At 72.8% G+C, this 21,412-nt stretch carries 23 protein-coding genes; 13 read left to right on the top strand and 10 right to left on the bottom strand.

All coding sequences use genetic code 11. The features are described from left to right. The first annotated feature begins 92 nt into the window (after nt 1–92). On the top strand, nt 93–983 hold the full coding sequence (locus AB0O01_RS11305; protein ID WP_365312317.1) for a glycoside hydrolase family 19 protein: 891 nt from the start codon (nt 93–95) through the stop codon (nt 981–983). Between the two features lie 132 nt (nt 984–1,115). Continuing rightward, nucleotides 1,116–2,495, top strand: a complete 1,380-nt coding sequence (locus AB0O01_RS11310) for a phospholipase (protein WP_365312318.1) — start codon at nt 1,116–1,118, stop codon at nt 2,493–2,495. Between the two features lie 112 nt (nt 2,496–2,607). Here AB0O01_RS11310 and AB0O01_RS11315 read toward each other — a convergent pair whose 3' ends face one another. Then, nucleotides 2,608–3,123: a cupin domain-containing protein gene (locus tag AB0O01_RS11315; RefSeq protein ID WP_365312319.1), complete on the bottom strand. Its 516-nt coding sequence runs from the start codon at nt 3,121–3,123 to the stop codon at nt 2,608–2,610. Nucleotides 3,124–3,279: 156 nt separating this feature from the next. Here AB0O01_RS11315 and AB0O01_RS11320 point away from each other — a divergent pair, with 156 nt between their 5' ends. The 3 genes from AB0O01_RS11320 (at nt 3,280) to AB0O01_RS11330 (ending at nt 5,866) form a co-directional block, all read left to right on the top strand. After that, entirely contained in the window at nt 3,280–3,876 is a 597-nt protein-coding gene (locus AB0O01_RS11320; protein WP_365312321.1) for a TetR/AcrR family transcriptional regulator, read from the top strand. Between the two features lie 152 nt (nt 3,877–4,028). Beyond that, entirely contained in the window at nt 4,029–4,760 is a 732-nt protein-coding gene (locus tag AB0O01_RS11325; protein ID WP_365312322.1) for an RNA polymerase sigma factor, read from the top strand. Next, nucleotides 4,757–5,866: a CU044_5270 family protein gene (locus AB0O01_RS11330; RefSeq protein WP_365312323.1), complete on the top strand. Its 1,110-nt coding sequence runs from the start codon at nt 4,757–4,759 to the stop codon at nt 5,864–5,866. Before AB0O01_RS11325 ends, AB0O01_RS11330 begins: the two co-directional genes overlap by 4 nt. A gap of 222 nt (nt 5,867–6,088) precedes the next feature. Here AB0O01_RS11330 and AB0O01_RS11335 read toward each other — a convergent pair whose 3' ends face one another. Continuing rightward, entirely contained in the window at nt 6,089–6,550 is a 462-nt protein-coding gene (locus tag AB0O01_RS11335) for a pyridoxamine 5'-phosphate oxidase family protein (RefSeq protein ID WP_365312324.1), read from the bottom strand. 478 nt (nt 6,551–7,028) lie between these two features. On the opposite strand from AB0O01_RS11335, the gene AB0O01_RS11340 reads away from it, so the two are divergent. Both AB0O01_RS11340 and AB0O01_RS11345 read left to right on the top strand, forming a co-directional pair. Further along, complete coding sequence (locus AB0O01_RS11340; protein WP_365312326.1) at nt 7,029–7,427, top strand: VOC family protein; 399 nt, start codon at nt 7,029–7,031, stop codon at nt 7,425–7,427. A gap of 117 nt (nt 7,428–7,544) precedes the next feature. Continuing rightward, on the top strand, nt 7,545–8,636 hold the full coding sequence (locus AB0O01_RS11345) for an adenosine deaminase (protein WP_365312327.1): 1,092 nt from the start codon (nt 7,545–7,547) through the stop codon (nt 8,634–8,636). On the opposite strand, the gene AB0O01_RS11350 is transcribed toward AB0O01_RS11345, so the two are convergent. Together AB0O01_RS11350 and AB0O01_RS11355 are read right to left on the bottom strand one after the other, a co-directional pair. After that, nucleotides 8,606–9,115 carry a DinB family protein gene (locus AB0O01_RS11350; RefSeq protein WP_365312461.1) on the bottom strand — a complete coding sequence of 170 codons (510 nt, stop codon included), beginning with the start codon at nt 9,113–9,115 and terminating at the stop codon, nt 8,606–8,608. The genes AB0O01_RS11345 and AB0O01_RS11350 overlap by 31 nt on opposite strands. 57 nt (nt 9,116–9,172) lie before the next feature. Continuing rightward, nucleotides 9,173–10,069 carry a LysR substrate-binding domain-containing protein gene (locus AB0O01_RS11355; RefSeq protein ID WP_365312328.1) on the bottom strand — a complete coding sequence of 299 codons (897 nt, stop codon included), beginning with the start codon at nt 10,067–10,069 and terminating at the stop codon, nt 9,173–9,175. Between the two features lie 124 nt (nt 10,070–10,193). On the opposite strand from AB0O01_RS11355, the gene mgrA reads away from it, so the two are divergent. Together mgrA and AB0O01_RS11365 are read left to right on the top strand one after the other, a co-directional pair. After that, the gene (gene mgrA, locus AB0O01_RS11360; RefSeq protein ID WP_365312330.1) at nt 10,194–11,186 is read left to right on the top strand and encodes an L-glyceraldehyde 3-phosphate reductase; all 993 of its coding nucleotides are present in this window, start codon (nt 10,194–10,196) and stop codon (nt 11,184–11,186) included. 438 nt (nt 11,187–11,624) lie between these two features. Further along, nucleotides 11,625–12,035 carry a hypothetical protein gene (locus tag AB0O01_RS11365; protein WP_365312332.1) on the top strand — a complete coding sequence of 137 codons (411 nt, stop codon included), beginning with the start codon at nt 11,625–11,627 and terminating at the stop codon, nt 12,033–12,035. Nucleotides 12,036–12,186: 151 nt separating this feature from the next. Here AB0O01_RS11365 and AB0O01_RS11370 read toward each other — a convergent pair whose 3' ends face one another. Then, nucleotides 12,187–13,485, bottom strand: coding sequence for a streptophobe family protein (locus AB0O01_RS11370; RefSeq protein ID WP_365312334.1), 1,299 nt, complete (start codon nt 13,483–13,485; stop codon nt 12,187–12,189). 256 nt (nt 13,486–13,741) lie between these two features. On the opposite strand from AB0O01_RS11370, the gene AB0O01_RS11375 reads away from it, so the two are divergent. Beyond that, nucleotides 13,742–14,197 carry an ATP-binding protein gene (locus tag AB0O01_RS11375; protein WP_365312336.1) on the top strand — a complete coding sequence of 152 codons (456 nt, stop codon included), beginning with the start codon at nt 13,742–13,744 and terminating at the stop codon, nt 14,195–14,197. A 114-nt stretch (nt 14,198–14,311) separates the two neighbouring features. Here the strand turns inward: AB0O01_RS11375 and AB0O01_RS11380 are convergent, their stop codons facing one another. Continuing rightward, nucleotides 14,312–15,199, bottom strand: a complete 888-nt coding sequence (locus AB0O01_RS11380; protein WP_365312338.1) for an RNA polymerase sigma factor SigF — start codon at nt 15,197–15,199, stop codon at nt 14,312–14,314. Nucleotides 15,200–15,393: 194 nt separating this feature from the next. Here AB0O01_RS11380 and AB0O01_RS11385 point away from each other — a divergent pair, with 194 nt between their 5' ends. Next, nucleotides 15,394–15,837 (top strand): helix-turn-helix transcriptional regulator, encoded by a 444-nt coding sequence (locus AB0O01_RS11385; RefSeq protein WP_365312340.1) that lies wholly within the window; start codon nt 15,394–15,396, stop codon nt 15,835–15,837. Nucleotides 15,838–15,879: 42 nt separating this feature from the next. On the opposite strand, the gene AB0O01_RS11390 is transcribed toward AB0O01_RS11385, so the two are convergent. Next, a complete protein-coding gene (locus AB0O01_RS11390) occupies nt 15,880–16,482 on the bottom strand; it encodes an ATP-dependent Clp protease proteolytic subunit (RefSeq protein WP_365312463.1) in 603 nt (200 codons plus the stop codon). A 2-nt stretch (nt 16,483–16,484) separates the two neighbouring features. Continuing rightward, nucleotides 16,485–17,138, bottom strand: a complete 654-nt coding sequence (locus AB0O01_RS11395; RefSeq protein ID WP_365312465.1) for an ATP-dependent Clp protease proteolytic subunit — start codon at nt 17,136–17,138, stop codon at nt 16,485–16,487. Nucleotides 17,139–17,329: 191 nt separating this feature from the next. Here AB0O01_RS11395 and AB0O01_RS11400 point away from each other — a divergent pair, with 191 nt between their 5' ends. Further along, the gene (locus AB0O01_RS11400) at nt 17,330–17,812 is read left to right on the top strand and encodes a VOC family protein (RefSeq protein ID WP_365312342.1); all 483 of its coding nucleotides are present in this window, start codon (nt 17,330–17,332) and stop codon (nt 17,810–17,812) included. A 56-nt stretch (nt 17,813–17,868) separates the two neighbouring features. Here AB0O01_RS11400 and AB0O01_RS11405 read toward each other — a convergent pair whose 3' ends face one another. Next, on the bottom strand, nt 17,869–18,813 hold the full coding sequence (locus AB0O01_RS11405) for an SGNH/GDSL hydrolase family protein (RefSeq protein WP_365312343.1): 945 nt from the start codon (nt 18,811–18,813) through the stop codon (nt 17,869–17,871). A gap of 250 nt (nt 18,814–19,063) precedes the next feature. Here AB0O01_RS11405 and AB0O01_RS11410 point away from each other — a divergent pair, with 250 nt between their 5' ends. After that, nucleotides 19,064–20,263 carry an esterase-like activity of phytase family protein gene (locus AB0O01_RS11410; RefSeq protein WP_365312344.1) on the top strand — a complete coding sequence of 400 codons (1,200 nt, stop codon included), beginning with the start codon at nt 19,064–19,066 and terminating at the stop codon, nt 20,261–20,263. Nucleotides 20,264–20,322: 59 nt separating this feature from the next. Here the strand turns inward: AB0O01_RS11410 and AB0O01_RS11415 are convergent, their stop codons facing one another. After that, the gene (locus AB0O01_RS11415; RefSeq protein ID WP_365312467.1) at nt 20,323–21,324 is read right to left on the bottom strand and encodes a zinc-binding alcohol dehydrogenase family protein; all 1,002 of its coding nucleotides are present in this window, start codon (nt 21,322–21,324) and stop codon (nt 20,323–20,325) included. Between the last annotated feature and the right edge of the window lie 88 nt (nt 21,325–21,412).

A 21,412-nucleotide genomic window follows, 5' to 3' on the forward strand; every position in this document is an offset into this window, starting at 1 on the left:
CGTGACCGGTGTGACGCCGGCGTGCGCGCTCAAGGTCGGTTCTCCTCCCGTCCTGTCCGGGTGCGGCCGTGTCCTGAAAAGGAGTTCACTCCGTGAAGAGGCGTCGCATCTCCGCAGTTCTCGCCGCCGTCGCCATCGCGGCCTCCGTGCCGGTGCTCCTCCCGGCCACCGAGGCGGTCGCGGCCCCGTGCTCCAGCTACCCCAACTGGGTGGCCGGGCAGTCCTACGCCGCCGGAGCCATCGTCCGCTACACCGACGGGAAGGCGTACATCGCCGAGCACGCCAACCCGGGCTACGACCCCACCATCAGCACCTGGTACTGGGAGCCGTACGCGTGTGACACCACACCCGGCACCCCCGTCACGGGTTTCGTGGTCACCGAGGCCCAGTTCAACCAGATGTTCCCGAGCCGCAACTCCTTCTACACCTACAGCGGGCTGGTCTCCGCGATGAGCGCCTTCCCGGCGTTCGCCACCACCGGTAGCGACACGGTCAAGAAGCAGGAGGCGGCGGCCTTCCTGGCCAATGTCAGCCACGAGACAGGCGGCCTGGTCCACATCGTGGAGCAGAACACCGCCAACTACCCCCACTACTGCGACACCAGCCAGTCCTACGGCTGCCCCGCGGGCCAGGCCGCCTACTACGGGCGCGGCCCGATCCAACTGAGCTGGAACTTCAACTACAAGGCGGCCGGGGACGCGCTGGGCATCGACCTGCTCAACAACCCCTGGCAGGTCCAGAACAACGCGGCCGTGGCCTGGAAGACCGGGCTCTGGTACTGGAACACCCAGCGCGGCCCCGGCACCATGACCGGCCACAACGCGATGGTCAACGGCGCCGGTTTCGGCCAGACCATCCGTTCCATCAACGGCTCCCTGGAGTGCGACGGCAAGAACCCGGCCCAGGTCCAGAGCCGGGTCAACAACTACAACCGGTTCACCCAGATCCTCGGAGTCTCACCCGGCGGCAACCTGTACTGCTGACGCGGTCCGGCGGGGCGTGGTGTCATGCACCTGACCTAACGGTCATGGATCCGACCCCAGCGGTCTTGCTCCTGACCCCATGGTCTTGCTCCTGACCCCATGGATCTGACGCCCCGGACGAAGGACCCCGTCATGCGTACCCCCCACATCCTGCTCGCCACGGCCGTCGCGCTCGCCGCGTCGGCCGTGGCCCCCGTTCCGGCCGGTGCCGCGGCCCGGGCCACCGCCGTCCCCACCCCCGGCGCCTACTACGTGCAGAGCGCCGTCACCGGCCTGAACGCCGCCGACGCGGGCGGCGGTGCCGTCGAGCAGCACAACCCCCGGGGCAACGAGGACCGCCAGCAGTGGACGCTGCGGGCGAGCGGCTCCGGACACCTCCTGGAGAACACCGACACCCCCGGCTCCTGTCTCGGCCGGTCCGGCGACCAGGCCGCAGCCGTCGCCTGCACCGGCCCCGACGCCCTCTGGGAGATCACCTCCGCCGGGGCGGACCAGTACACCCTGAAGGCCCCCGGCACCGACCGCCATCTCACGGTCGCCGCCAAGCCCTCCGGCGCCACCTACCCGGCCCGGCTCACCCTCGGCGGCTCCGGCGCCCTCGCCACCTGGTACCTCACCCCGGTCACCCCCGCGACCCGCCCCATGCCGCCCGCGAGCGAGCGCACCCTGGACCAGGTCACCTTCCTCACCGCGCACAACGCCTACGCCAACGGCGTCGACGGCGGCTTCGCCCCGCCCTTCGTCAATCTGTTCCCCAACCAGTCGCGCGGCATCGACCGGCAACTCGCCGATGGTGTACGGGGATTCATGCTGGACATCCATCAGACGCCGGACGGCGCCATCCTCTGCCACACCAGTTGCACCCTGGTCAGCCGCCCGGTCGCCCTCTGGGTCGACCTCCAGCGGATCGTGGACTTCCTCCGCGCCCACCCGGACCAGCTCGCCACCGTCTTCCTGGAGGACTATGTCGACCCGGCCGTCCTGCGCTCCGAACTCGCCCGCGTCAGCGGCCTCTCCGACCTCCTCCACCGCCCCGACCGGACCGGCGTCCGGCAGAACGGCTGGCCCAAGGTGGCCGATCTGATCGCCGCCGACGACCGGCTGCTGATCTTCACCGACCACAGCCGCGCCGCCGACCAGTCCGCGGGACTGACCCGGGACACCTTCGGGGTCATGTACCAGAGCGAGTGGACCGTGGAGAACCACTGGTCCATGGGCTCCGGCGTCGGCGCCTCCGACTGGTCCTGCTACAGCCGCTGGTACGGGCCCGACACCACCCTCCCGCTGACCCGCACCGAAGGCGCCTTCAAGCCGCTGTTCGTGATGAACCACTTCCGGGACACCACGGTGTCCGGCACCGCCGGGACCGACAACACCAAGCTCACCGACCGCGCCCGCCGCTTCTGCGAGCCCGCCGCCCGCAAGAAGCCCACCTTCCTCGCCGTGGACCGCTACGACCTGGGCAATCCACAGGCCGCGGTCGACACCCTGAACACTTACGTCTATCCCTGACCCCGAGGTCTATCCCTGGCCCCGAGGTCTACCCCTGACCCCGGCGGGCGGGCCGTCCCCACCCCGTCCACTCGGGGCTGTCCCCCGTCCGCTCGGGGTCGTCGCCCTCCGTCTACTCGGGGTCGGGGAGGTTCTCGGTGCCGTAGCGCGCCATCAGTTCGGCCGGGGGCGCCGCGATGCTGAGGTCGCGGACGGGGGGTGCCACCCCGGGTTCGGCGGGGGTGGCACCGGCGAGGAGGAGTTCCTCGATGCCGCCCGGCGTGAAGAAGAAGATCATCTTCACGGCGTGGTGGCCACGGTTGCGGAAGCGGTGCCGGGTGCCGCGCGGGACGAAGAAGAACCCGCCGGGCCCGGCGGTCACCGTCTCGTCGCCGTTGAGGAACTCCAGTTCCCCGGAGATGACATAGAACGTCTCGTCGTGATCGTTGTGGACATGCGGCCCGGGTCCCCCCTCCGGCGGCACCGTCGCCTCCAGGAACGTCAGCGACCCATGGGTCTCCCGCGCACCGGCCTTGAGGGTGTAGGTGTCGGCGAACACCCAGGAGGTCTGCCCCTCCCCGGCCGGCACATAGACCGCGCTCCGCTGGGTGTAGCGGGGATCGGTCGCGTACGGATCGATCAGGCTCATGGCTCTCCTCGTCACTGAGCAGCAGTATCCTAACGATCGATAGGAAACTATTCCGGTTCCCATGACGGGGTGTCAACCGAGCCCTCGATAAGCTGCGCGCAGACGCTCCCCGCGCGGGCGGGGCGGACAGGCGGGGGCAGAAGGGGAGGCGGGCTCATGCCGGGTGGCCGGCCACGCGGCTACGACCCCGAGCGGGCGCTGGACGCGGCCATGCTGACCTTCTGGACCCAGGGCTACGAAGGCACCGCCCTGTCCGATCTGACTGCGGCCATGGGCATGAGCGCCCCCAGCGTCTACGCGGCCTTCGGCGACAAGGAGACCCTCTTCCGCAAGGCTGTCGAGCGTTATATGGCGGGCCCCGGGTCCTATCTGGGCGCCGCCCTCGAAGAGCCTTCGGCCCAGGCGCTGGCCCACACCTTCCTGCACCGTGCGGTGGAGGCCGTCGCCGGGGAGGACACCCCGCCCGGCTGTCTGGTCGTGCACAGCGCCCTCGCCGTGAACCCGCGCTCGGCGTCGGTGCGGGCGTATCTGACCGGGCTCCGGGAGGACGGGGTGACCGTCCTCGCCGACCGGCTCGACTCCTTCCCGGGCACCGCCGGTCTGCCGCCCGGCACCGACTCCCGGGCCTTCGCCCGGCTCCTGGTCTCGGTCGTCCAGGGACTCGCCGTCCAGGCCGCCTCGGGAGTGCCCCGCGCGGCCCTGCACACCGTCGCCGACCAACTGCTCGCCTGCTGGCCCCGCCGGGCGCAGTGAACCCGCCCCGGGGGAGCGGGCTGTGACCGGGCGGGGAGGACTGAGACCCGGGTGAGGGGATCGCGACCTTGGTGAGGGGATCGCGACCCGGGTGAGACGGCTGTGACCCGGGTCACGGGAAGGGGGCGAAGGGTGCCGGACAGTTGTCTGAGGTGAGTACTCAACTGCGTTCCCGGATCAGAGCCGGGGATCCGACCGCGTACGCCGAGCTGTTCGACAGCTATGCGCGCGCGGTCTACAACCATGCCTTCCGGCTAACCGCCGACTGGTCGACCGCCGAGGACGTCATGGCCGCCACCTTCCTGGAGGCATGGCGGCTGCGGGATCGGGTGAGCCCCGAAGGGGGATCCCTGCGGCCCTGGCTGCTCGGCATCGCCACCAACACCGCGCGCAACCAGTTCCGCTCCAACCGCCGCTACCGGGCCGCCGCCGGTGCCGCCGCGGCGGCCGAACTGTCCCTGGCGGTACCCGACCACGCCGACGAGGTGGCCGGGCGGCTCGACGACCGGCGCCGGCTCGCGACCGTCCTCACCTCGCTGGCCGCGCTGCGCCGCACCGAACGCGAGGTCATCGCGCTCTGCCTCGGCGAGGGCCTGGACTACGAGTCCGCCGCCGAGGCGCTCGGCATCCCCGTCGGCACGGTCGCCTCCCGGCTCTCCCGGGCCCGGCGGAAGCTGCGCACCCTCGCCGAGGCCGAACTCGCCCGCCCGCTGGACACCGCTCCGCGCCCCGCGCCGACGACCGCCGCGGCCTCCGTAGCGCGGGGCGCCGCCGGCACCGCCCGCGAAAAAGTTCGCGGAACCCGGGAAGCCGTCCGCGCCGCCCGACAGACAAGAGGCGATCACGACCACGCGATCCGGCCCGCACAGGAAGGAAACCGATGAACGCGAACCCGTCCCGGCAGCGCCCTGCCGAGGAGGACGAGAGCGCCCAGCTCCTGTCCCGGACAGCGCGCGACCTGCCACCGGGCCGTCACCAGTTCCACAAGGAGCGTCTGATGGCCCAGATCCAGGACATGCGGCAGCGCGAGGAGAGCACGGGGACGGCCGCCTCCGGGATGAAGCCCCGGCGGCTGCGGCTGCCGCGTCCCGCGATCACCCTGCCCGCTGTCGCCGCGGCCGTGACCGGCGTGATCGTCGCCGTCACGGTGCTGAACAACGGCGGGGGCGGCGGCCTCGCCACCGGCCCGGCCCTGACCACCGACCTCGGCACCGCCAGCTCCGACGGCGTGCCCCAACTGCTCGACAGGATCTCGCACGCCGCCTCCGCCCCCGACGGCACCGCCCGGCCGATCCCGAAGCCGGGGCAGTTCGTCTACGTCGAGTCCCGGGTCGCCGACTCCTTCCTCAAGATCGAGGGCGACGACGCCTCCCTCGCCAGCCACGCCCTGCACACCCGCAAGGTCTGGAAGTCCCCGGACGGCACCGAGGGCTGGCTCATCGACCCCGCCGTCAACGACAGCCCCGAGGGCGAGACCCTGAGCCTGCCCGACGAGCAGGGCAACACCCCCGAGGCCACGATCAACGGCCCCTCCTACGACTACCTCACCAAGCTCACCACCGACCCCGACCAGCTCCTCGCGAAGATCTACAAGGAGACCGAGGGCCAGGGCAACTCCCCCGACCAGCAGGCGTTCTCCACCATCGGCGACCTGCTCGGCGAGAGCTACCCGCCGACCGAGCTGTACTCGGCGCTGTTCAAGACCGCCGCGAAGATCCCCGGGGTCGTCGTGGTGAACGACGCCGAGGACGCGGCCGGGCGGGAGGGCATCGCGGTGGCCCGGCTCGACGAGACCAGCGGCGCCCGGGAGGAGTGGATCTTCGACCGGAAGACCTTCGTCTTCCTCGGTGAGCGCAGCGTCCAGGTGAACGAGCGCACGGAGCAGGGCGTCGTCATCGAGCCCGGCACGATCATGCACACCAGCGCGGTCATCGACCGGGCCGTCGTCGACGGGATGAAGCAGACCCCGGAGACGTCGTCACCGTCCTGACCCTCCGGACCGTCCGGACCGTCCGGACCGTCCGGACGATCCGGCGCGCGGCGGTGCGCGGTGCCCGGCGACCTCGCCGACACCCGGGGCGGTGCGTCCTCGGGCGACCACCGCAGACGCCGGAGGGGGCGCGGGCCCGGCCGCAGGGGCGACGACCCGGAGGTCACCCCCGCGGCCGTACCTCGCCAGGACGCGCCCGTCCCGGCCGCCCGCCCGGCTCCCTCAGTCCAGCCAGCGCCCGTCGCGCATGATGTGCCGCTGCGGCAGTTCCCGTACCTCGTGCCAGGACTGGACCGCCCGGGGGCTTACCCGGTAGTAGGCGTACACCGCGCGGTCCGTCCTCGGGTCCCAGCCCGTCTTGCGGTGGAACGCCTCCGCCGCGGCGGCCGGTACCTCCTCGCGGGAGTGGACCTCCACATCCCCGTCGATCAGCACGACGTCCCGGGTGTCACCGAACGCCAGCCGGGCCGCGCGGGTGCCGGTGGCGAGATTGCGGCCGGTGGGGTTGGTGGGGCGGGTCGCCAGCCAGACCGCGTCCTGGTGCCAGACGAACCACAGGGCGACCAGACACGGCACCCCGCCGGTGTCCGCCGAGGCCACCCAGATGTCCATCTCGTTCTCCAGCCGCTCCAGCACCTCCCGTTTGCGCTGTTCACGGTCGCGCGGCACCTCCGTGGTCGTCATGCCGGGCACGCTATCCGCCGCCCGCCCCCGGCGCCTCGGGCCAGGGGTCTAGGACTCCCGGCGGAGAGGCCCGGACGCCCCGGGCAGGAGGCGGGCACCGCCGGGATGACGCACCCGACGGGCTCGACGGGCACCACCGCGCGGCACACTCGGCGAGGAGGGCCGGCACCGCCGGGCGGCGTACGGCGAGGAGGGTGGGCATCCCCGGGATGGCGTACCCGGCGGGCAGGCGGCCACCGTCGGGCGCCGCACCCGGCGGGCAGGCGGACACCACCGCGCGCCGCACCCGGCGAGAGGGCGGGCACCGCCGGGCGGCGGACGCGCCGAGGAGATGGGCATCCCCGGGGCGGCGGCACACCCGGCGAGAGGGCCGGCACCGCCGCGCGGCGCACCCGGCGAGGAGGCGGGCACCGCCAGGTGGCGCACCCCGCGTTTTACGTATAACCTCTCCGGTCAACCGCACTCCCGGAAGGTCCCGATGCGACGCGTCGCCCTGGTCAGCCTTGTCGTCGACGACTACGACGAAGCCATCCGCTTCTACACCGAGGCCCTCGGCTTCCGTCTCGCCGAGGACAGCCCGCGCCCCGACGGCTCCCGCTGGGTCGTCGTCGAACCGGACACCGGGAGCACCGGCGCCGCCGTGCTGCTCGCCCGCGCCAAGGGCGAGGCCCAGCGCGCCCGGATCGGCGACCAGACCGGCGGCCGGGTCGGCTTCTTCCTGCACACCGACGACTTCGCCCGGGACCACGCCCGGATGCTGGCCGCGGGGGTGACCTTCCTGGAGGAGCCCCGGCATGAGCCGTACGGCTCGGTCGCCGTCTTCCAGGACCTGTACGGCAACCGGTGGGATCTGCTCCAGCCCGCCACCACCCCGTAGGCACCGCCCACCCCGAGGAGCGGTCTCCCGCTCACCCGCTCCACCCTGCACACCGTCACCCCTTTCACCCCTTCACACCCACCCGCCCGCCGGGCCCGCCCAGAAATGAACCGCACCATGACCGCTACGCGCGTAGAAGCGCTGGACGACGCCACCCTCCGCCGGCTCCCCAAGGCCGTGCTGCACGATCACCTCGACGGCGGCCTGCGCCCCGCCACCGTCGTGGAACTCGCCGCGACCGTCGGGCACACCCTGCCCACCACCGACCCGGACGCCCTCGCCGCCTGGTACTACGAGGCCGCCAACTCCGGTGACCTGGTCCGGTACATCGCCACCTTCGAGCACACCCTCGCCGTGATGCAGACCCGGGAGGGGCTGCTGCGCACCGCCGAGGAGTACGTCCTCGACCTCGCGGCCGACGGCGTGGTCTACGGCGAGGTGCGGTACGCGCCGGAGCTGATGCTGCGGGGCGGGCTGACCCTGCCGGAGGTGGTGGAGACCGTCCAGGAGGGGCTCGCGGCGGGGATGGCGAAGGCCGCGGCGGCGGGCACCCCGGTCCGGGTCGGCACGCTGCTGTGCGGGATGCGGATGTTCGACCGGACCCGGGAGATCGCCGATCTGACGGTGGCGTACCGGGACGCCGGGGTCGTCGGCTTCGACATCGCCGGCGCCGAGGACGGCTTCCCGCCCGCCGACCACCTCGCCGCCTTCGAGCACCTGCGCCGCGAGAGCGTGCCGTTCACCATCCACGCCGGGGAGGCGCACGGACTGCCCAGCATCCACCAGGCGCTCCAGGTGTGCGGCGCCCAGCGGATCGGGCACGGCGTGCGGATCATGGACGACATCGTGAACGGCAAGCTGGGGCGGCTCGCCGGGTGGGTCCGGGACCGCCGGATCGCCCTGGAGATGTGCCCGACCTCCAACCTCCAGACCGGCGCGGCCACCTCCATTGCCGAGCACCCCATCACCGTTCTGAAGGACCTGGGCTTCCGCGTCACCCTCAACACCGACAACCGTCTCGTCTCCGGCACCACCCTGTCCCGTGAGATGTCCCTGCTGGTGAACGAGGCGGGCTGGACCGCCGACGATCTGCGCACGGTCACCGTGAACGCGGTGAAGAGCGCCTTCCTCCCGTTCGACGAGCGCAACGCCCTGATCGAGGACGTGGTGCTGCCGGGCTACGACCGGGTGAGCAGCCCCCGCGCGTAGGCGGCCTGCCCGACGTGCTGGAGATCGTCGGACAGCACACTGACCAGCCGTACCCCGAGGGTGACCGGCGGCTCCCAGCGCTCGTCCACCACCCGCTCCAGATCCCTGGCGGTGAGCCCGCGCAGCGCCCCCAGGGTCTGGGTGTGGACGGTGTCGTAGTAGCCGGTGAGGAGGCGGGCGTCGGCCACCCGTACCCGGCCGACCTCGGCCGGGGTGTGGCCGTAGCCGGTGTCGTGGCGGGGCAGGCCGAGGCCGAAGCGGTCCGCCCAGTCGCCGGTCAGCCAGCTCTGGTCCAGCCCGAACGCGTCCGCGATGTGGTCGTCCTGCACCCGGGTGAGATGCCAGACCAGCCAGGCCACGGAGTTGGCGCCGGGGGCGGGGCGGGCGTTGAGCCGCTCGGGGTCGAGGCCCTCCACCACGGTGTGGACCTCTTCCTGGATCCGGCCGAAGCCGTCGATGAGGATGTCCTTGGCATGCATGGTCACACCCTCGCGCACCTTCCGGCCGGACGCGGCCCCGCCACGGCCGAGGGGGGCCTACGGGCGGTGCGCTCCGCCCGATTCCAGCAGCCCCATCAGCGCGCGGGCCGCCGGGCTGGTGGCCTGGGCCGGGGGCAGCAGGGCGACCGTCTCGTAGACCGTGTCCTCGGTGTCCTTCACCGGCAGCGCGGTCAGCGACTCGCGCTTGAAGCGGAAGTGGGCCGGGACGACCGCGATGCCGAGATTCTCGTCCACCATGTCGAGCAGGCCGTGGACGTCGTTGACCTCCAGCGCCACCTTGCGCCGCACCCCCGCGGCGGCGAACGCGGCGTCCGTGGTGCGGCGCGGCCCCCAGTCCGGGTGGAAGTCCACGAACACCTCGCCGCCCAGCTCGCCCGGGGTCACCGGGGCGCCCGCCCGCGCCAGCCGGTGCCCGGGATGGCACAGCATCGTCATCGGCTCGCTGGTCAGCGGCACCCGGCGCAACTGGTCCGGGTCCTCCGCCGCCGACTGCACCACGAAGGCGAGATCCAGCCGACCCGCCGCCACCTCCTCGGCCAGCGCGCCCGAGCCCGCCTGCCGCAGACAGATCTCCACATCCGGATGGCACCGCCGGAACGCTGCCAGCAGCCCCGCCACATGCACCCCGGCGATGCACTGCTCCGAGCCCAGCGCCAGCATCCCGCGCAGCACGCCCTGCACCGCGGCCACCGCCTCGTGCGCCGACCGCACCTGGGCGAGGATCCGTTCCGCCTCGTCCAGCAGCGCCCGCCCGGCCGGTGTCAGGGTCACCCGGCGGGTGGTCCGCACGAACAGCGGGGCGCGCAGCTCGCGCTCCAGGGCCCGGATGGAGGCCGACAGCCCCGACTGGGAGACCATCAGCCGCTCGGCGGCCCGGGTGAAGTGCTGGTCCTCGGCGACGGCGACGAAGTGCTGGAGATGGCGCAGTTCCATGATTGAGCAGCGTAGTCGCTCAATTCCATCTGATTCTCCTGTTGGACCGCTGCGTGCGCCACGGGCCAGAGTAGGGACGGATCACCGGATCACCCGGGACCTCCGCCAACCCCCTGGAGTCGCGTTGTACACCGCACACCCCGACCGCTACGCGGACCTGCCCTACCGGCGTACCGGACGCAGCGGCCTGCGCCTCCCGGCGCTCTCCCTCGGCCTGTGGCACAACTTCGGCCCCGACCGCCCCGCCGGGACCCAGCGGGCCATCCTGCGCCGCGCCTTCGACCTCGGTGTCACCCACTTCGATCTCGCCAACAACTACGGCCCGCCGCCCGGTGCCGCCGAGTCCGCGCTCGGCGACGCCCTGCGCGCCGACTTCACCCCGTACCGCGACGAACTGGTGATCTCCACCAAGGCGGGCTATCTGATGTGGCCCGGCCCCTACGGGGAGTGGGGTTCGCGCAAGTACCTGCTGTCCTCGCTCGACCGGAGCCTGACGCGGATGGGCCTGGAGTACGTCGACATCTTCTACTCGCACCGCTACGACCCGGACACTCCGCTGGAGGAGACGATGGGCGCGCTGCACTCCGCCGTGCAGCAGGGCAAGGCGCTGTACGTGGGCGTGTCCAACTACTCCGCCGCCCAGACCCGGGAGGCCGCCCGGATCCTGCGCGAGCTGGGCACCCCGCTGCTGATCCACCAGCCGCGCTACTCCCTGCTCGACCGCCGCCCCGAGGACGAGGGTCTGCTGGACGCGCTGGACGAGCTGGGCGTCGGCTCCATCGCCTACTCCCCGCTGGAGCAGGGTCTGCTCACCGGCCGCTATCTCGACGGCGGTATCCCCGAGGGGTCCCGGGCCGCCGGTGCCAGTCCGTTCCTGACCGCGGACACCGTCGCCGAGCAGTTGGAGCGGCTGCGCGCGCTGAACGAGATCGCCGCGGGCCGGGGCCAGACCCTCGCCCAGCTCGCCCTGGCCTGGGTGCTGCGCGGCGGCCGGGTCACCTCGGCGCTGATCGGCGCGAGCAGCGTCGCCCAACTGGAGGACAGCGTGGGCGCCGCCCGCAATCTGGACTTCGACGCCGGGGAACTGTCCCGGATCGACGCGATCGTCAAGGGCTGAGCGGGGGGCACCCCATCCGGGGGCGTGCGGGAGGGCGGAGGGGGCGGGCGCGCACGAAGCGCGCCAGGGTACACCGGGCGCAGGGGGCGCGCAAGGGTGCGTGCTCGGCCGCCCAGGGCGCGTACGGGTGCGTGCTCCGCCTCCGGTCTGCTTCCGTTCCGCCCCCGGCGGTGTACCGTCGGCCTGTCCCTCTCCGCTCTCCCGCCCCGCCCCCGCAGCCGCTCGCCCCCCGGCCCCGACCGGCGGCTTATGCGTCCGCCGTCGGCCAACCCTCACTCTTTCGGCCATCCGGCCCCGGGAATATGCCAAGAGACTGGCCGGAAAGTAATGGTGACAGTGTGTCAAGAGTGAACATACTCAACGTGAGGGGCAGTTCACCGCTCCGGAGCCGCACGAAAGCGAGGCAAGGCCGCACGCGATCAGCGGGGGAGTGGAAAGGTGCACGACGAATTCCTGTGCCATGTCACGGCGTACGGGGTGTGCGACGGCCGGCGGATCGGTGTCCCGCTCGGCACCTATCGCGCACCGACGCTCGCACTGGCGCTCTGGTGGCTGCGTGACCGGGCCTCCTGGATAGCGGAGCGGCTCGACCCGCTCCCCACCAGCCCGGCCTACCCCCAGGGCGCCCTGGTCCCGGTCGCCGGGACCGTCCCGGACGTGCCCCGGCTGCTGCGCCGCTGGTGCGCGGACGCGGCCCAGCAGGAACTGGTCGCCGACCAGCTCGCGATCGGGCGGCTGGTCCGGATCGCGGCGCACGACGACACCACCGAGTACGAACTGCTGGCCGAGTCGGTGGACGCCCTGCGCATGCAGCGGACGGTCCCGGCACTGGAGGTGCCGGTGGCGTGAGGCGCGGCGGACCAGCGTCTCGGGGGCGGTGATCCGGGCCGATGCCGGATGCTCCGGACCGATGCCGGATGCCTGGACCGATGCCGGGTGCCCCGGACCCGATACCCGCCCTGGTGCCGGTGGCCCGATCGTACGGAGGGACGCCGTACCCTCACGCCCCCGTGCCGGACCCGTGCCCCCCGCGAGCCCTCGCGCGGCGGGTGCCCTCGGTCAGGAGGCCGCCCGCGACGCCCGCCACCAGGCCCCACAGCGCCGCCAGTCCCAGCGCCCGCCATGTCTCCGGGCGCAGCAGCAGTTCCCCGGCGAGGTCCCCGCCCAGGCTGCCGATGCCCAGGACCGACAGCCCGTAGTGGGCGCTGATCCGGCAGACCAGACAGATCATCAGCACCGTCAGCACCAGACCCACCGCCATCCCCGCCGCGAGCCGCCACAGCGGAGTGCGGGCCGGTGAGCGGGCCGCCAGCACGCACGCCGCCCCCAGGACCAGGACCGCGTCCACCGCGACCAGCCACCACACCTGGCCGTCGTACTCCGCCAGCGTGCGCAGATCGAGGGTCGACACATCCGGGCCGCGCAGGACCTGGTCCAGGAGCCGGGGCACGGGCAGCCCGAACGGCCCGTCCACCCGGCCGTGCCAGGTGGCACCCAGCCCCAGCGTGAACACCGGCCACACCAGATTCGGCAGCCCCAGCAGCAGCACCGCGAAGGTGTCCGCCGCGTGCCCCCGCGAGGCCGCCACCACCAGCCCGATCACCGCCCCCACCCCCACCGACCCCAGCAGCAGCCCCACCATCGCGTACGCCACCGGCCCCGCCGCCGCCCGCAGTCGCGCCGCCGGTCCCGGCAGTGGCGCCCGGCGCGCGACCAGCAGGGCCAGCACGAACACCCCGGCCAGCCACAGCAGCCCGAACAGCACGGTGAGCGGGACATCAGTGGTGAAGCCGACCTCGGGGGAGATCCCGAACAGCTCGGTCAGCTCCCGCGCCGCGCCCTCGCCCAGCGAGATCCGGAACAACTGCCGTGCCGCGAAGGCCGGCCCGAGCAGGGCCGCCACCCACAGCACCGCGATCCGCAGTGCCCAGCCCGCCAGGCCCGCCCCGCCCGTCGGCGCCCCGTGCCGCAGCGGCCGGAGGAACCCGGCGCCGATCACCAAGGCCCCGGCGAGCGTCACCGACAGCGGCAGCACACTCAGGTCGCCCTCCGTCCGCACCAGCCCGCCCGCGTCGCCGCGCATCTCCACCGTGCCGCCCACCGCCGTGACCACCGTCGCCGCGACCACCCTCGGATACGCGGAGTCCGGCAGCCCCGGCGCCCCGGCCGCCCATAGCCCCAGCGCCGCCACCACCCCCATCGCCAGCAGCCCGGCCACCACGGTGAACAGCGCGTCGGACCAGCCGTGCCGGGCGGGCGCCGGGGGGCCGGGAACGGGGCCGGGAACGGGGGCGGTCATCCCGTCACGCTAAGCAGCCGCCGCCCCGGCCGCCCGCCGGGAGGTCCGTCCGCGCCGGAGCCGCCCCCACCCCACTTGCGCACAGCGCCCACACAGGAAACACCCGACGCCTACACTGCTGCGGAGCCACCGCGACCTCCCCGGCGCCGTGACACACCGCGTCACGCTCTCCGCCCCGGGGACTGCGCGGCCCGGCTCTGGGTACCAGCACTGGTGCAGCAGCGTCCGGCCACGCCGGCTTCCGAGAGAGAAACCCATGATCGAGCACCGGGACGGGGCAGTGATGCCGACTGGTTTCGACGTGCCCGTCGAACCGCTGCGGCGGGCGGCGCACTACACCGGGGAACCGGGGTGCATCGCCGAGGCGCGGGCGTTCGCCGGACGCTTCCTGGAGCAGCTCAGAACCGAGTGGTGCGCCCTGATCGGCGCCCGCGCCGAGGACGAGGTCCTCCTCGTGGTCAGCGAACTCGTCACCAACGCCGACCGGCACAGCAACGGCCCGTACATCCTCGAACTGGAGGGCACGGACGCCGAGGTGGCGGTCTGCGTCTGCGACAGCAGCGCCGCCCTGCCGCGCGCCTACCCGCGCGACCCGGAGCGCGTCGGCCGCCACGGACTGGAGATCGTGCACGCCCTCACGGCCGGGGTGACGGTCGAGCGGGTGCCGGTGGGCAAGCGGGTACGGGCCGTGGTGCGCGTCGGGGCCGGGTGACCGGGGGTGCGTTCCCGGCCGGGGGCCGGGGTGAGGTCCGGGCGGGGTGACCGGGAGGACGCTGCTGGTCTTCCGGTCTCCCGGCCCGGATTGCCCTCCAAGGGGCGGCGGCCCTCAGGCGCAGCCCAGTTCCCCCAGCATCCCCCTGCGCAGCCGCACGATGATCCGCTTCAGCAGCCGCGACACATGCATCTGCGAGCAGCCCAGTTTCTCGCCGATCTCCGCCTGGGTGGCCTCCTCCACGAACCGCATATGAAGGATCCGCCGGTCGCGCTCGCCCAGCTCGGCCATCAGCGGGGCCAGCGAGTGGACGTCCTCCACCAGCCGCAGACCGTGCTCCTCGACGCCGATGAAGTCCGCGAGCACGGCCTCGCCATGGCCGGGGTCCTCCCCGGTGAGAGCCGCGTCGAGGGAGGACGAGTTGTAGCCGTTGGACGCGAGCTGCGCCTCGACCACCTCGTCCGGGGTGATGTCCATGAGCGCCGCCAGCTCGGCCACCGTCGGCTCCCGGTCCAGATGACCGGCCAGCTCCTCGCGGGCCTTCGCCAGCTCGACCCGGGCCTCCTGGAGGCGGCGCGGCACATGCACCGCCCAGGTGGTGTCCCGGAAGAACCGCTTGATCTCGCCGACGATGTACGGCAGCGCGAACGTGGTGAACTCCACCTCGCGGGACAGGTCGAACCGGTCGATCGCCTTGATCAGACCGATCATGCCGGTCTGGACGATGTCCTCCATGTCGTCGCCGCGCCCGCGGAACCGTCCGGCCGCGAACCGCACCAGCGAGATGTTCAGCTCGATCAGGGTGTTGCGGACGTACTGGTGCTCGTGCGTGCCCTCCTCCAGCTCCGCCAGCCGGGGGAAGAGCTGACGGGACAGCTCACGTGCGTCCAGGGGGGCCACGGTCCGCGGATCCACGGAGTCCGGCAGTATCCCCTCCCCCGCTCGGGTCCCGGCGGTGTCGTGCTCGACCTGTGCCTTCGACCTGATCACGGCGGTGTCCATTGCCTCTCCCACGAACCCCAAGGTCCGGTTTCTGTCGACGGGTTGCTGCTTCGGTCCGTGCCTCTTCGATGGCTCGGCTACCCAGGGTTCGGCGGTGCATGCACAATGCCTCGCGCACCATGGACATCCCGGATTTCCCGCAGAGCGGAATCCCGGCCGGTTCCCCGGACGGCCGGGGCTCCTAGGCTGGAGAGGTGAGCAACCCAGTGCACCCGGCGCGCCGAGCGCCCGACGAAGCCCGCGTGATCCCGCTGCGGCCCGCCGCGCCCGCACCCACCGCACCCGCCGCGCCCGCGTCCGCCGCGCCCGTGCCGCCGGGGGGTCCAAGGCCCGCCGAGCCGCTGTGGCGGGACCTCGTCGGCGATGTCCTGCGCCGTGAGCGGCTCGCGCAGGAGAGGACGCTCAAGGATGTCGCCGAAGAGGCCCGGATCTCCATGCCGTACCTCTCCGAGGTGGAGCGGGGCCGCAAGGAGGCGTCCTCCGAGGTGCTCGCCGCCGCGGCCCGTGCCCTGGGCCTCGGGCTCGGCGATCTGCTGTCGCTGGCCCAGGGCGAACTGGTCCGGGTCACCCGCCGCACGGGCCGTACCGGCCGCACCTCGTCCCGCTCCTCCTACGACGGACTGTGCCTGGCCGCCTGATCCGCTGGAGCCACAGAGGACTTGCCCCCGCCTCCCGGTGTCTCACGCGCCGGGCAGGCGTCGGCTCAGTACCTGGTCGGCCAGCCCGTACGCCACCGCCTCGTGCGCGGTGAACACCTTGTCGCGGTCCATGTCCGCGCGCAGGGTGGCGATGTCGTGCCCGGTGTGGCGGGTCAGCACCTCTTCGACCTGGCCGCGGATACGGACCATCTCCTTGGCCTGGAGCGCCAGATCGGACACCGTGCCGCGCCGGCCGCCGCTCGCGGGCTGGCCGAGCAGCACCCGCGCGTGCTCCAGCACGAACCGGCGCCCCGGGTCCCCGCCCGCCAGCAGCACGGCCGCCGTGGAGGCCGCCTGTCCCACACAGAACGTGGAGATCGGGGCCTTGACGAACGTCATGGTGTCGTAGATCGCCATGAGCGAGGTGAAGGAGCCGCCGGGGGAGTTGAGGTAGATCGCGACCTCCTGCTCGGGCGCCGCCGACTCCAGATGGAGCAGTTGGGCGATGACGACATTGGCCACACCGTCGTCGATCTCGGTGCCCAGGAAGATGATCCGCTCCGACAGCAGCCGGCTGAACACGTCGTAGGAGCGTTCGCCGTGCGGGGTCTTCTCGACCACGTGCGGAATGGTGTAGGAGCCCATCGTCACAGTCCCATCCGTCGTCGGGCGGCGGCCGGGCGGATGTCGGCGAACGACTCCACGATCCGGTCCACCATGCCGTACTCGATCGCCTGCTCGGGGGTGAACCAGCGGTCGCGGTCGCCGTCGCGGGAGATGGTCTCGGGGCTCCGCCCGGTGTGCTCCGCGGTGATCCGCTCCATGGTCCGCTTGGTGAAGTCCAGGTTGTCCGCCTGGATCTCGATGTCCGCCGTGGTGCCGCCGATCCCGGCGGACGGCTGGTGCATCATGATCCGCGCGTGCGGCAGCGAGAACCGCTTGCCGGGGGTGCCCACACAGAGCAGGAACTGCCCCATGCTGGCCGCGAAGCCCATCGCGAGCGTCGCCACGTCGTTCGGGATCAGCCGCATCGTGTCGTAGATGGCCAGGCCCGCGTGGACCGAGCCGCCGGGGCTGTGGATGAAGAGGCTGATGTCGGTGTGCGGGTCCTCCGCGGAGAGCAGCAGCAACTGGGCGCAGACCCGGTTGGCGGAGACCTCGTCGACCTGGGTGCCCAGCAGCACGATCCGCTGCCCGAGCAACTGGGCGGCGAGATGGTCGTCGAACCGGGTGGGGAGGGTGTCGCCCTCCTCGGCCCGGGGCGTCCGGTCCGGCCCGAGCCGGGCGGTGAGCGGGGACAACGGCATGGTGGCTCCTCGTCGCAGGGGCGGACGGATGGTGTCCGTGTCCCCACTGTCGGCCGATGCGGGGCCTCGCCGGGGGTTTGTCGGCCCGTGGCAGATTCGCCGACGGCAGAGCGGCCGGGACCGATGAGTTCCGGGCCGTTCGCCGGTCGGTACAGATGACCGACAGACAGGACGGGAAGGTACTCATGAGCACCGACGGATTCACCACGTGCCTCTGGTTCGACGGCCAGGCCGAGGACGCCGCGCACTATTACGTGTCCGTCTTCAAGGACGCCTCGCTCGGCGGGATCACCCGCTACGGCGAGGGAGCGCCCGTCCCCGCAGGGACCGTACTGACGGCCGACTTCACCCTCAACGGCCAGCGGTTCGTCGCCCTCAACGGCGGACCCCAGTACTCCTTCACCGAGGCGATCTCCTTCCAGATCCCGTGCGCCGACCAGGACGAGATCGACCACTACTGGACCGCGCTGACGCGGGACGGCGGTCAGCCGGGCCCGTGCGGCTGGCTCAAGGACCGGTACGGGGTCTCCTGGCAGGTCGTCCCGGAGCGACTGCCCGCGATGCTCGGCGACCCGGACACCGAGCGGGCGGCCCGGGTGGGTCAGGCCCTCATGCGGATGGGCAAGCTGGACCTGGCCGAGTTGGAGCGGGCGTTCGACGGGACCTGACAGCCGGGGCCGCGGACCGGGACCGTGCGAGGGGCCGCGCCACCGCCCGGGACGGTTCAGCGCACCGCCCCCACCGCCCGGGTGATCTCCCGGGCCATCCGCAGGACGCCGGGCGAGCGCACCGGGCACGGCCTGGGCGTCGAGGTGGTCGGCGCCAGACAGAAGTGCAGATAGTCGTCGTCCCGGTGCAGGGCCGTGAGGCCCTTCGCCGGGTCCGTGCAGTACGCGGGGTCCGCCCGCTCGTCGTCGGTGCACGGCAGGTGCCCGACCCAGGTGTAGCGGGCGCCCGCGCCGCTCACCACCCGGCCCGCGTCGGCGAGGGCGTCGCCGGTCGCGGCGGCCTGCGCGCGGTAGAGGCCGTTGACCAGTTCGACGCGTTCCGGTGTGATCGGGTCCGGTCCCTGGAGGACCCAGACGATCCGGGGCCGCCGCTCGCCGCCCGCCGCCGCGATCTGCTCGGTGAGCCGGGCCGCGTCGGCGGCGTACCGGTCGAGATAGCGCTCCCGGGAGGCGTCGTAGGTGATGCCGTCCATGCACGGGGTGTAGCCCCAGGCGTTGCCCCAGAACTGGAGCACCACCACGTCCGGCCGCTCCCGGCGCACCAGCGCCGCCGCCTTGTCCGCGTCCGGGACGAGGGACCGCGCGCCCGTGCCCTCCAGGTAGTCGCAGAGGGTGGTGCCGGAGTAGGGGGCGCTGGTGTAGGCGGCGCCCAGGGTCCGGCGCAGTTCCTGGCCCAGGACGGTCTGGTTCTCCATGGCGAGGGAGTCGCCGAGGTAGACGACGGAGAGGTCCCGGGCGGGAGTGGGGAAAGGGCTGGGGGAGGGGGAGGAGGCCGGGGAGGTGCTGGGGCTGGGGGAGGGGGCGGCGTTCTGGTGGGTGGTGGCCATCGGTCTAGGGGCGGGCGGCGGCACCGGCTGCGGCGCGGACTCCGGGTCCCCGCAGGCCCCCACCAGCACCAGCAGCATCACCCCGAGGACGCTCCCGCGCCACGGACCCCGCATCCCGCCCCGGCGCCACCGGCTCCGCATCCCGCCCCCGAGCCACCGGCTCCGCATCCCGCCCCCGCCTCCGAGCCACCGCCCCCGCATCCCGCCCCCGCCCGCCGTCCACTGCCGAAAGATCTTCAGGCAAGCACAGCGCCCCACGTGGCGGAAGATGTCCACGGGACGGAAATCCCCCGACCGCACGCATGCGCGGGTTCGTCGCCCGGAGTTGGGCCGGTGGTCATCCGGCGTCCCTACGGTGCGCGCCATGAGAAGACCTTCGATCATGCTCGGCGCCGTCGTCCTCACCGTGGCGCTCGCCTCCCCCGCCGCCGCCAAGGGCCCCCAGCAGGGCGGCGACTTCGGCCGCGCCACCCTCACCGGCTTCGCCTCCCTGCCCGCCGAGACCTACGTCCCGGACAGCGAGCCGTCCGGCGCCCTCATCGGCACGGGCCCGTTCAACGGCATCGCCGCCCCCTTCCGGGACCAGCCCGTCCAGGGCTTCAGCGGCGTCGTCGACCGCCACGACGGCACCTATGACGTGCTGTCCGACAACGGCTACGGCAACAAGGCCAACAGCGCCGACTATCTGCTGCGGGTGCACCGGATCAAGCCCGACACCCGCACCGGCACGGTCCGGGTGCTCGGCGGCTTCCACCTCACCGACCCGCACCGCAAGGTGCCCTTCGCGCTGACCCGCGCCGACCGGGTCCTCACCGGCGCCGACTTCGATGTCGAGTCGATCACCCGGGCCGCCGACGGCACCTACTGGATCGGCGACGAGTTCGGCCCCTGGCTGCTGCACTTCTCGGCCACCGGCACCCTCCTCGACGCCCCGGTCGCCCTGCCCGGCGTCAAGGCGCCGGAGAACCCGGACCTCGGCGCCGAGGGGCCCAACCTCGGCAGCAGCAAGGGCTTCGAGGGCCTCGTCCGCTCGGTCGACGGCCGCAGCCTCTACCCGCTGCTGGAGGGCACGGTCACCGGCGACACCCCGGGCGACCTGCGGTTCAGCCAGTTCGATCTGCGCACCCGCGCCTACACCGGGAAGACCTTCGTCTACCGACTGGAGTCCCCGGCCCACGCCATCGGCGATGCCATCGCCGTCGACAGGAACCGCTTCCTGGTCATCGAGCGGGACGGCGGACAGGGCGACGGAGCCCTCTTCAAGCGGCTGTACCTCGCGGACACCCGGGACCGGAACAAGGACGGCGCGCTGGACAAGACGCTGGTCGCCGATCTGCTGGACATCGCCAACCCCGGGAGGCTCGGCGGGTTCGGCGAGACGTTCCGCTTCCCGTTCACCACCATCGAGGACGTCGTCCTGCTCGACGACCGAACGGTGGCCGTCCTCAACGACAACAACTTCCCCTTCTCGTCGGGCCGGACCCCGGGCAAGGCCGACAACAACGAGTTCATCACCCTCCGCCTCGACCGGCGGCTCCACGCCGACCCGCGCGCCTTCCGCTGAGCGCGGCCATGACCGGCCATGACCGGCCATCAGTGGTGATCAGTAATGATCAGTGGTGATCACTCGCCGACCAGCACCGCCGCTCCGTCGAAGGCCCCCGCCTTCAGGTCCCGCAGCGCCCGGAGCGCGTCCGGCAGCGCGTAGGTGTGTGTCGTCGCCCGTATCCCGTGCCGGGCGGCGAGCGCCAGGAACTCCCGAGCGTCCGCGCGGGTGTTGGCGGTGACGCTGCGGATCTCCTTCTCGTAGAAGAGATCCGTCTCGTAGCGCAGCGGCGGGATGTCGCTGAGGTGGATGCCCGCGACCGACAGGATCCCGCCCCGGTCCAGGGCCCGCAGCGCCACCGGGACGAGATCGCCGACCGGGGCGAACAGGATGGCGCCGTCCAGCGGCTCGGGCGGCGCCGTGTCCAGGTCCTGGGCCGAGGACGCGCCGAGGTCGAGGGCGAGCCTGCGGGCCGCCGCGCCCCGGGTCACCACATGGACCCGGGCGCCCTGGGCCAGCGCGACCTGGGCGCACAGATGGGCGCTGCCGCCGAAGCCGTACAGCCCGAGCCGGCCGCCCTCGGGCAGGGCGGTCCGTTTCAGGGCGCGGTGGCCGATGATGCCGGCGCACAGCAGCGGGGCCGCCGCCACATCGTCCAGGGTGTCGGGGAGGCGGTGGGCGAAGGGGGCGGGGACGGTGGTGTACCCGGCGTAGCCGCCGTCCGCGTCCCAGCCGGTGTAGCGGGAGGCCGGGCAGAGGTTCTCGGCGCCCCGGCGGCAGTATCCGCAGGTGCCGTCGGTGTGCCGCAGCCAGGCGACGCCCACCCGGTCCCCGACGCTGAAGTCCCGGGCGGCCGGGCCCAGCGCGGTCACCTCGCCGACCACCTCGTGACCCGGGGTGACACCGGGGCGGTGGACCGGCAGATCGCCCTCGGTGACATGGAGATCGGTCCGGCACACCCCGCAGGCCCGGACCCGGACCAGCAACGCGTCACCGACGGGCTCCGGCACCGGCCGTTCGGTCCAGTGCAGCGGCTCGCCCGCCACCGGTCCCGGGGCCGCCACCGACCAGGCCCGCATCGTCGCGCCCGCCATCGCACACTCCCTGCCGGGCCAGCCCTGGGCAGCGGCCCATCCCTCCATTCTGGAACAGAAATTCGATTTCGGC

The organism is Streptomyces sp. NPDC093252 (genome assembly GCF_040683675.1).
Classification (GTDB): Bacteria; Actinomycetota; Actinomycetes; order Streptomycetales; family Streptomycetaceae; genus Streptomyces.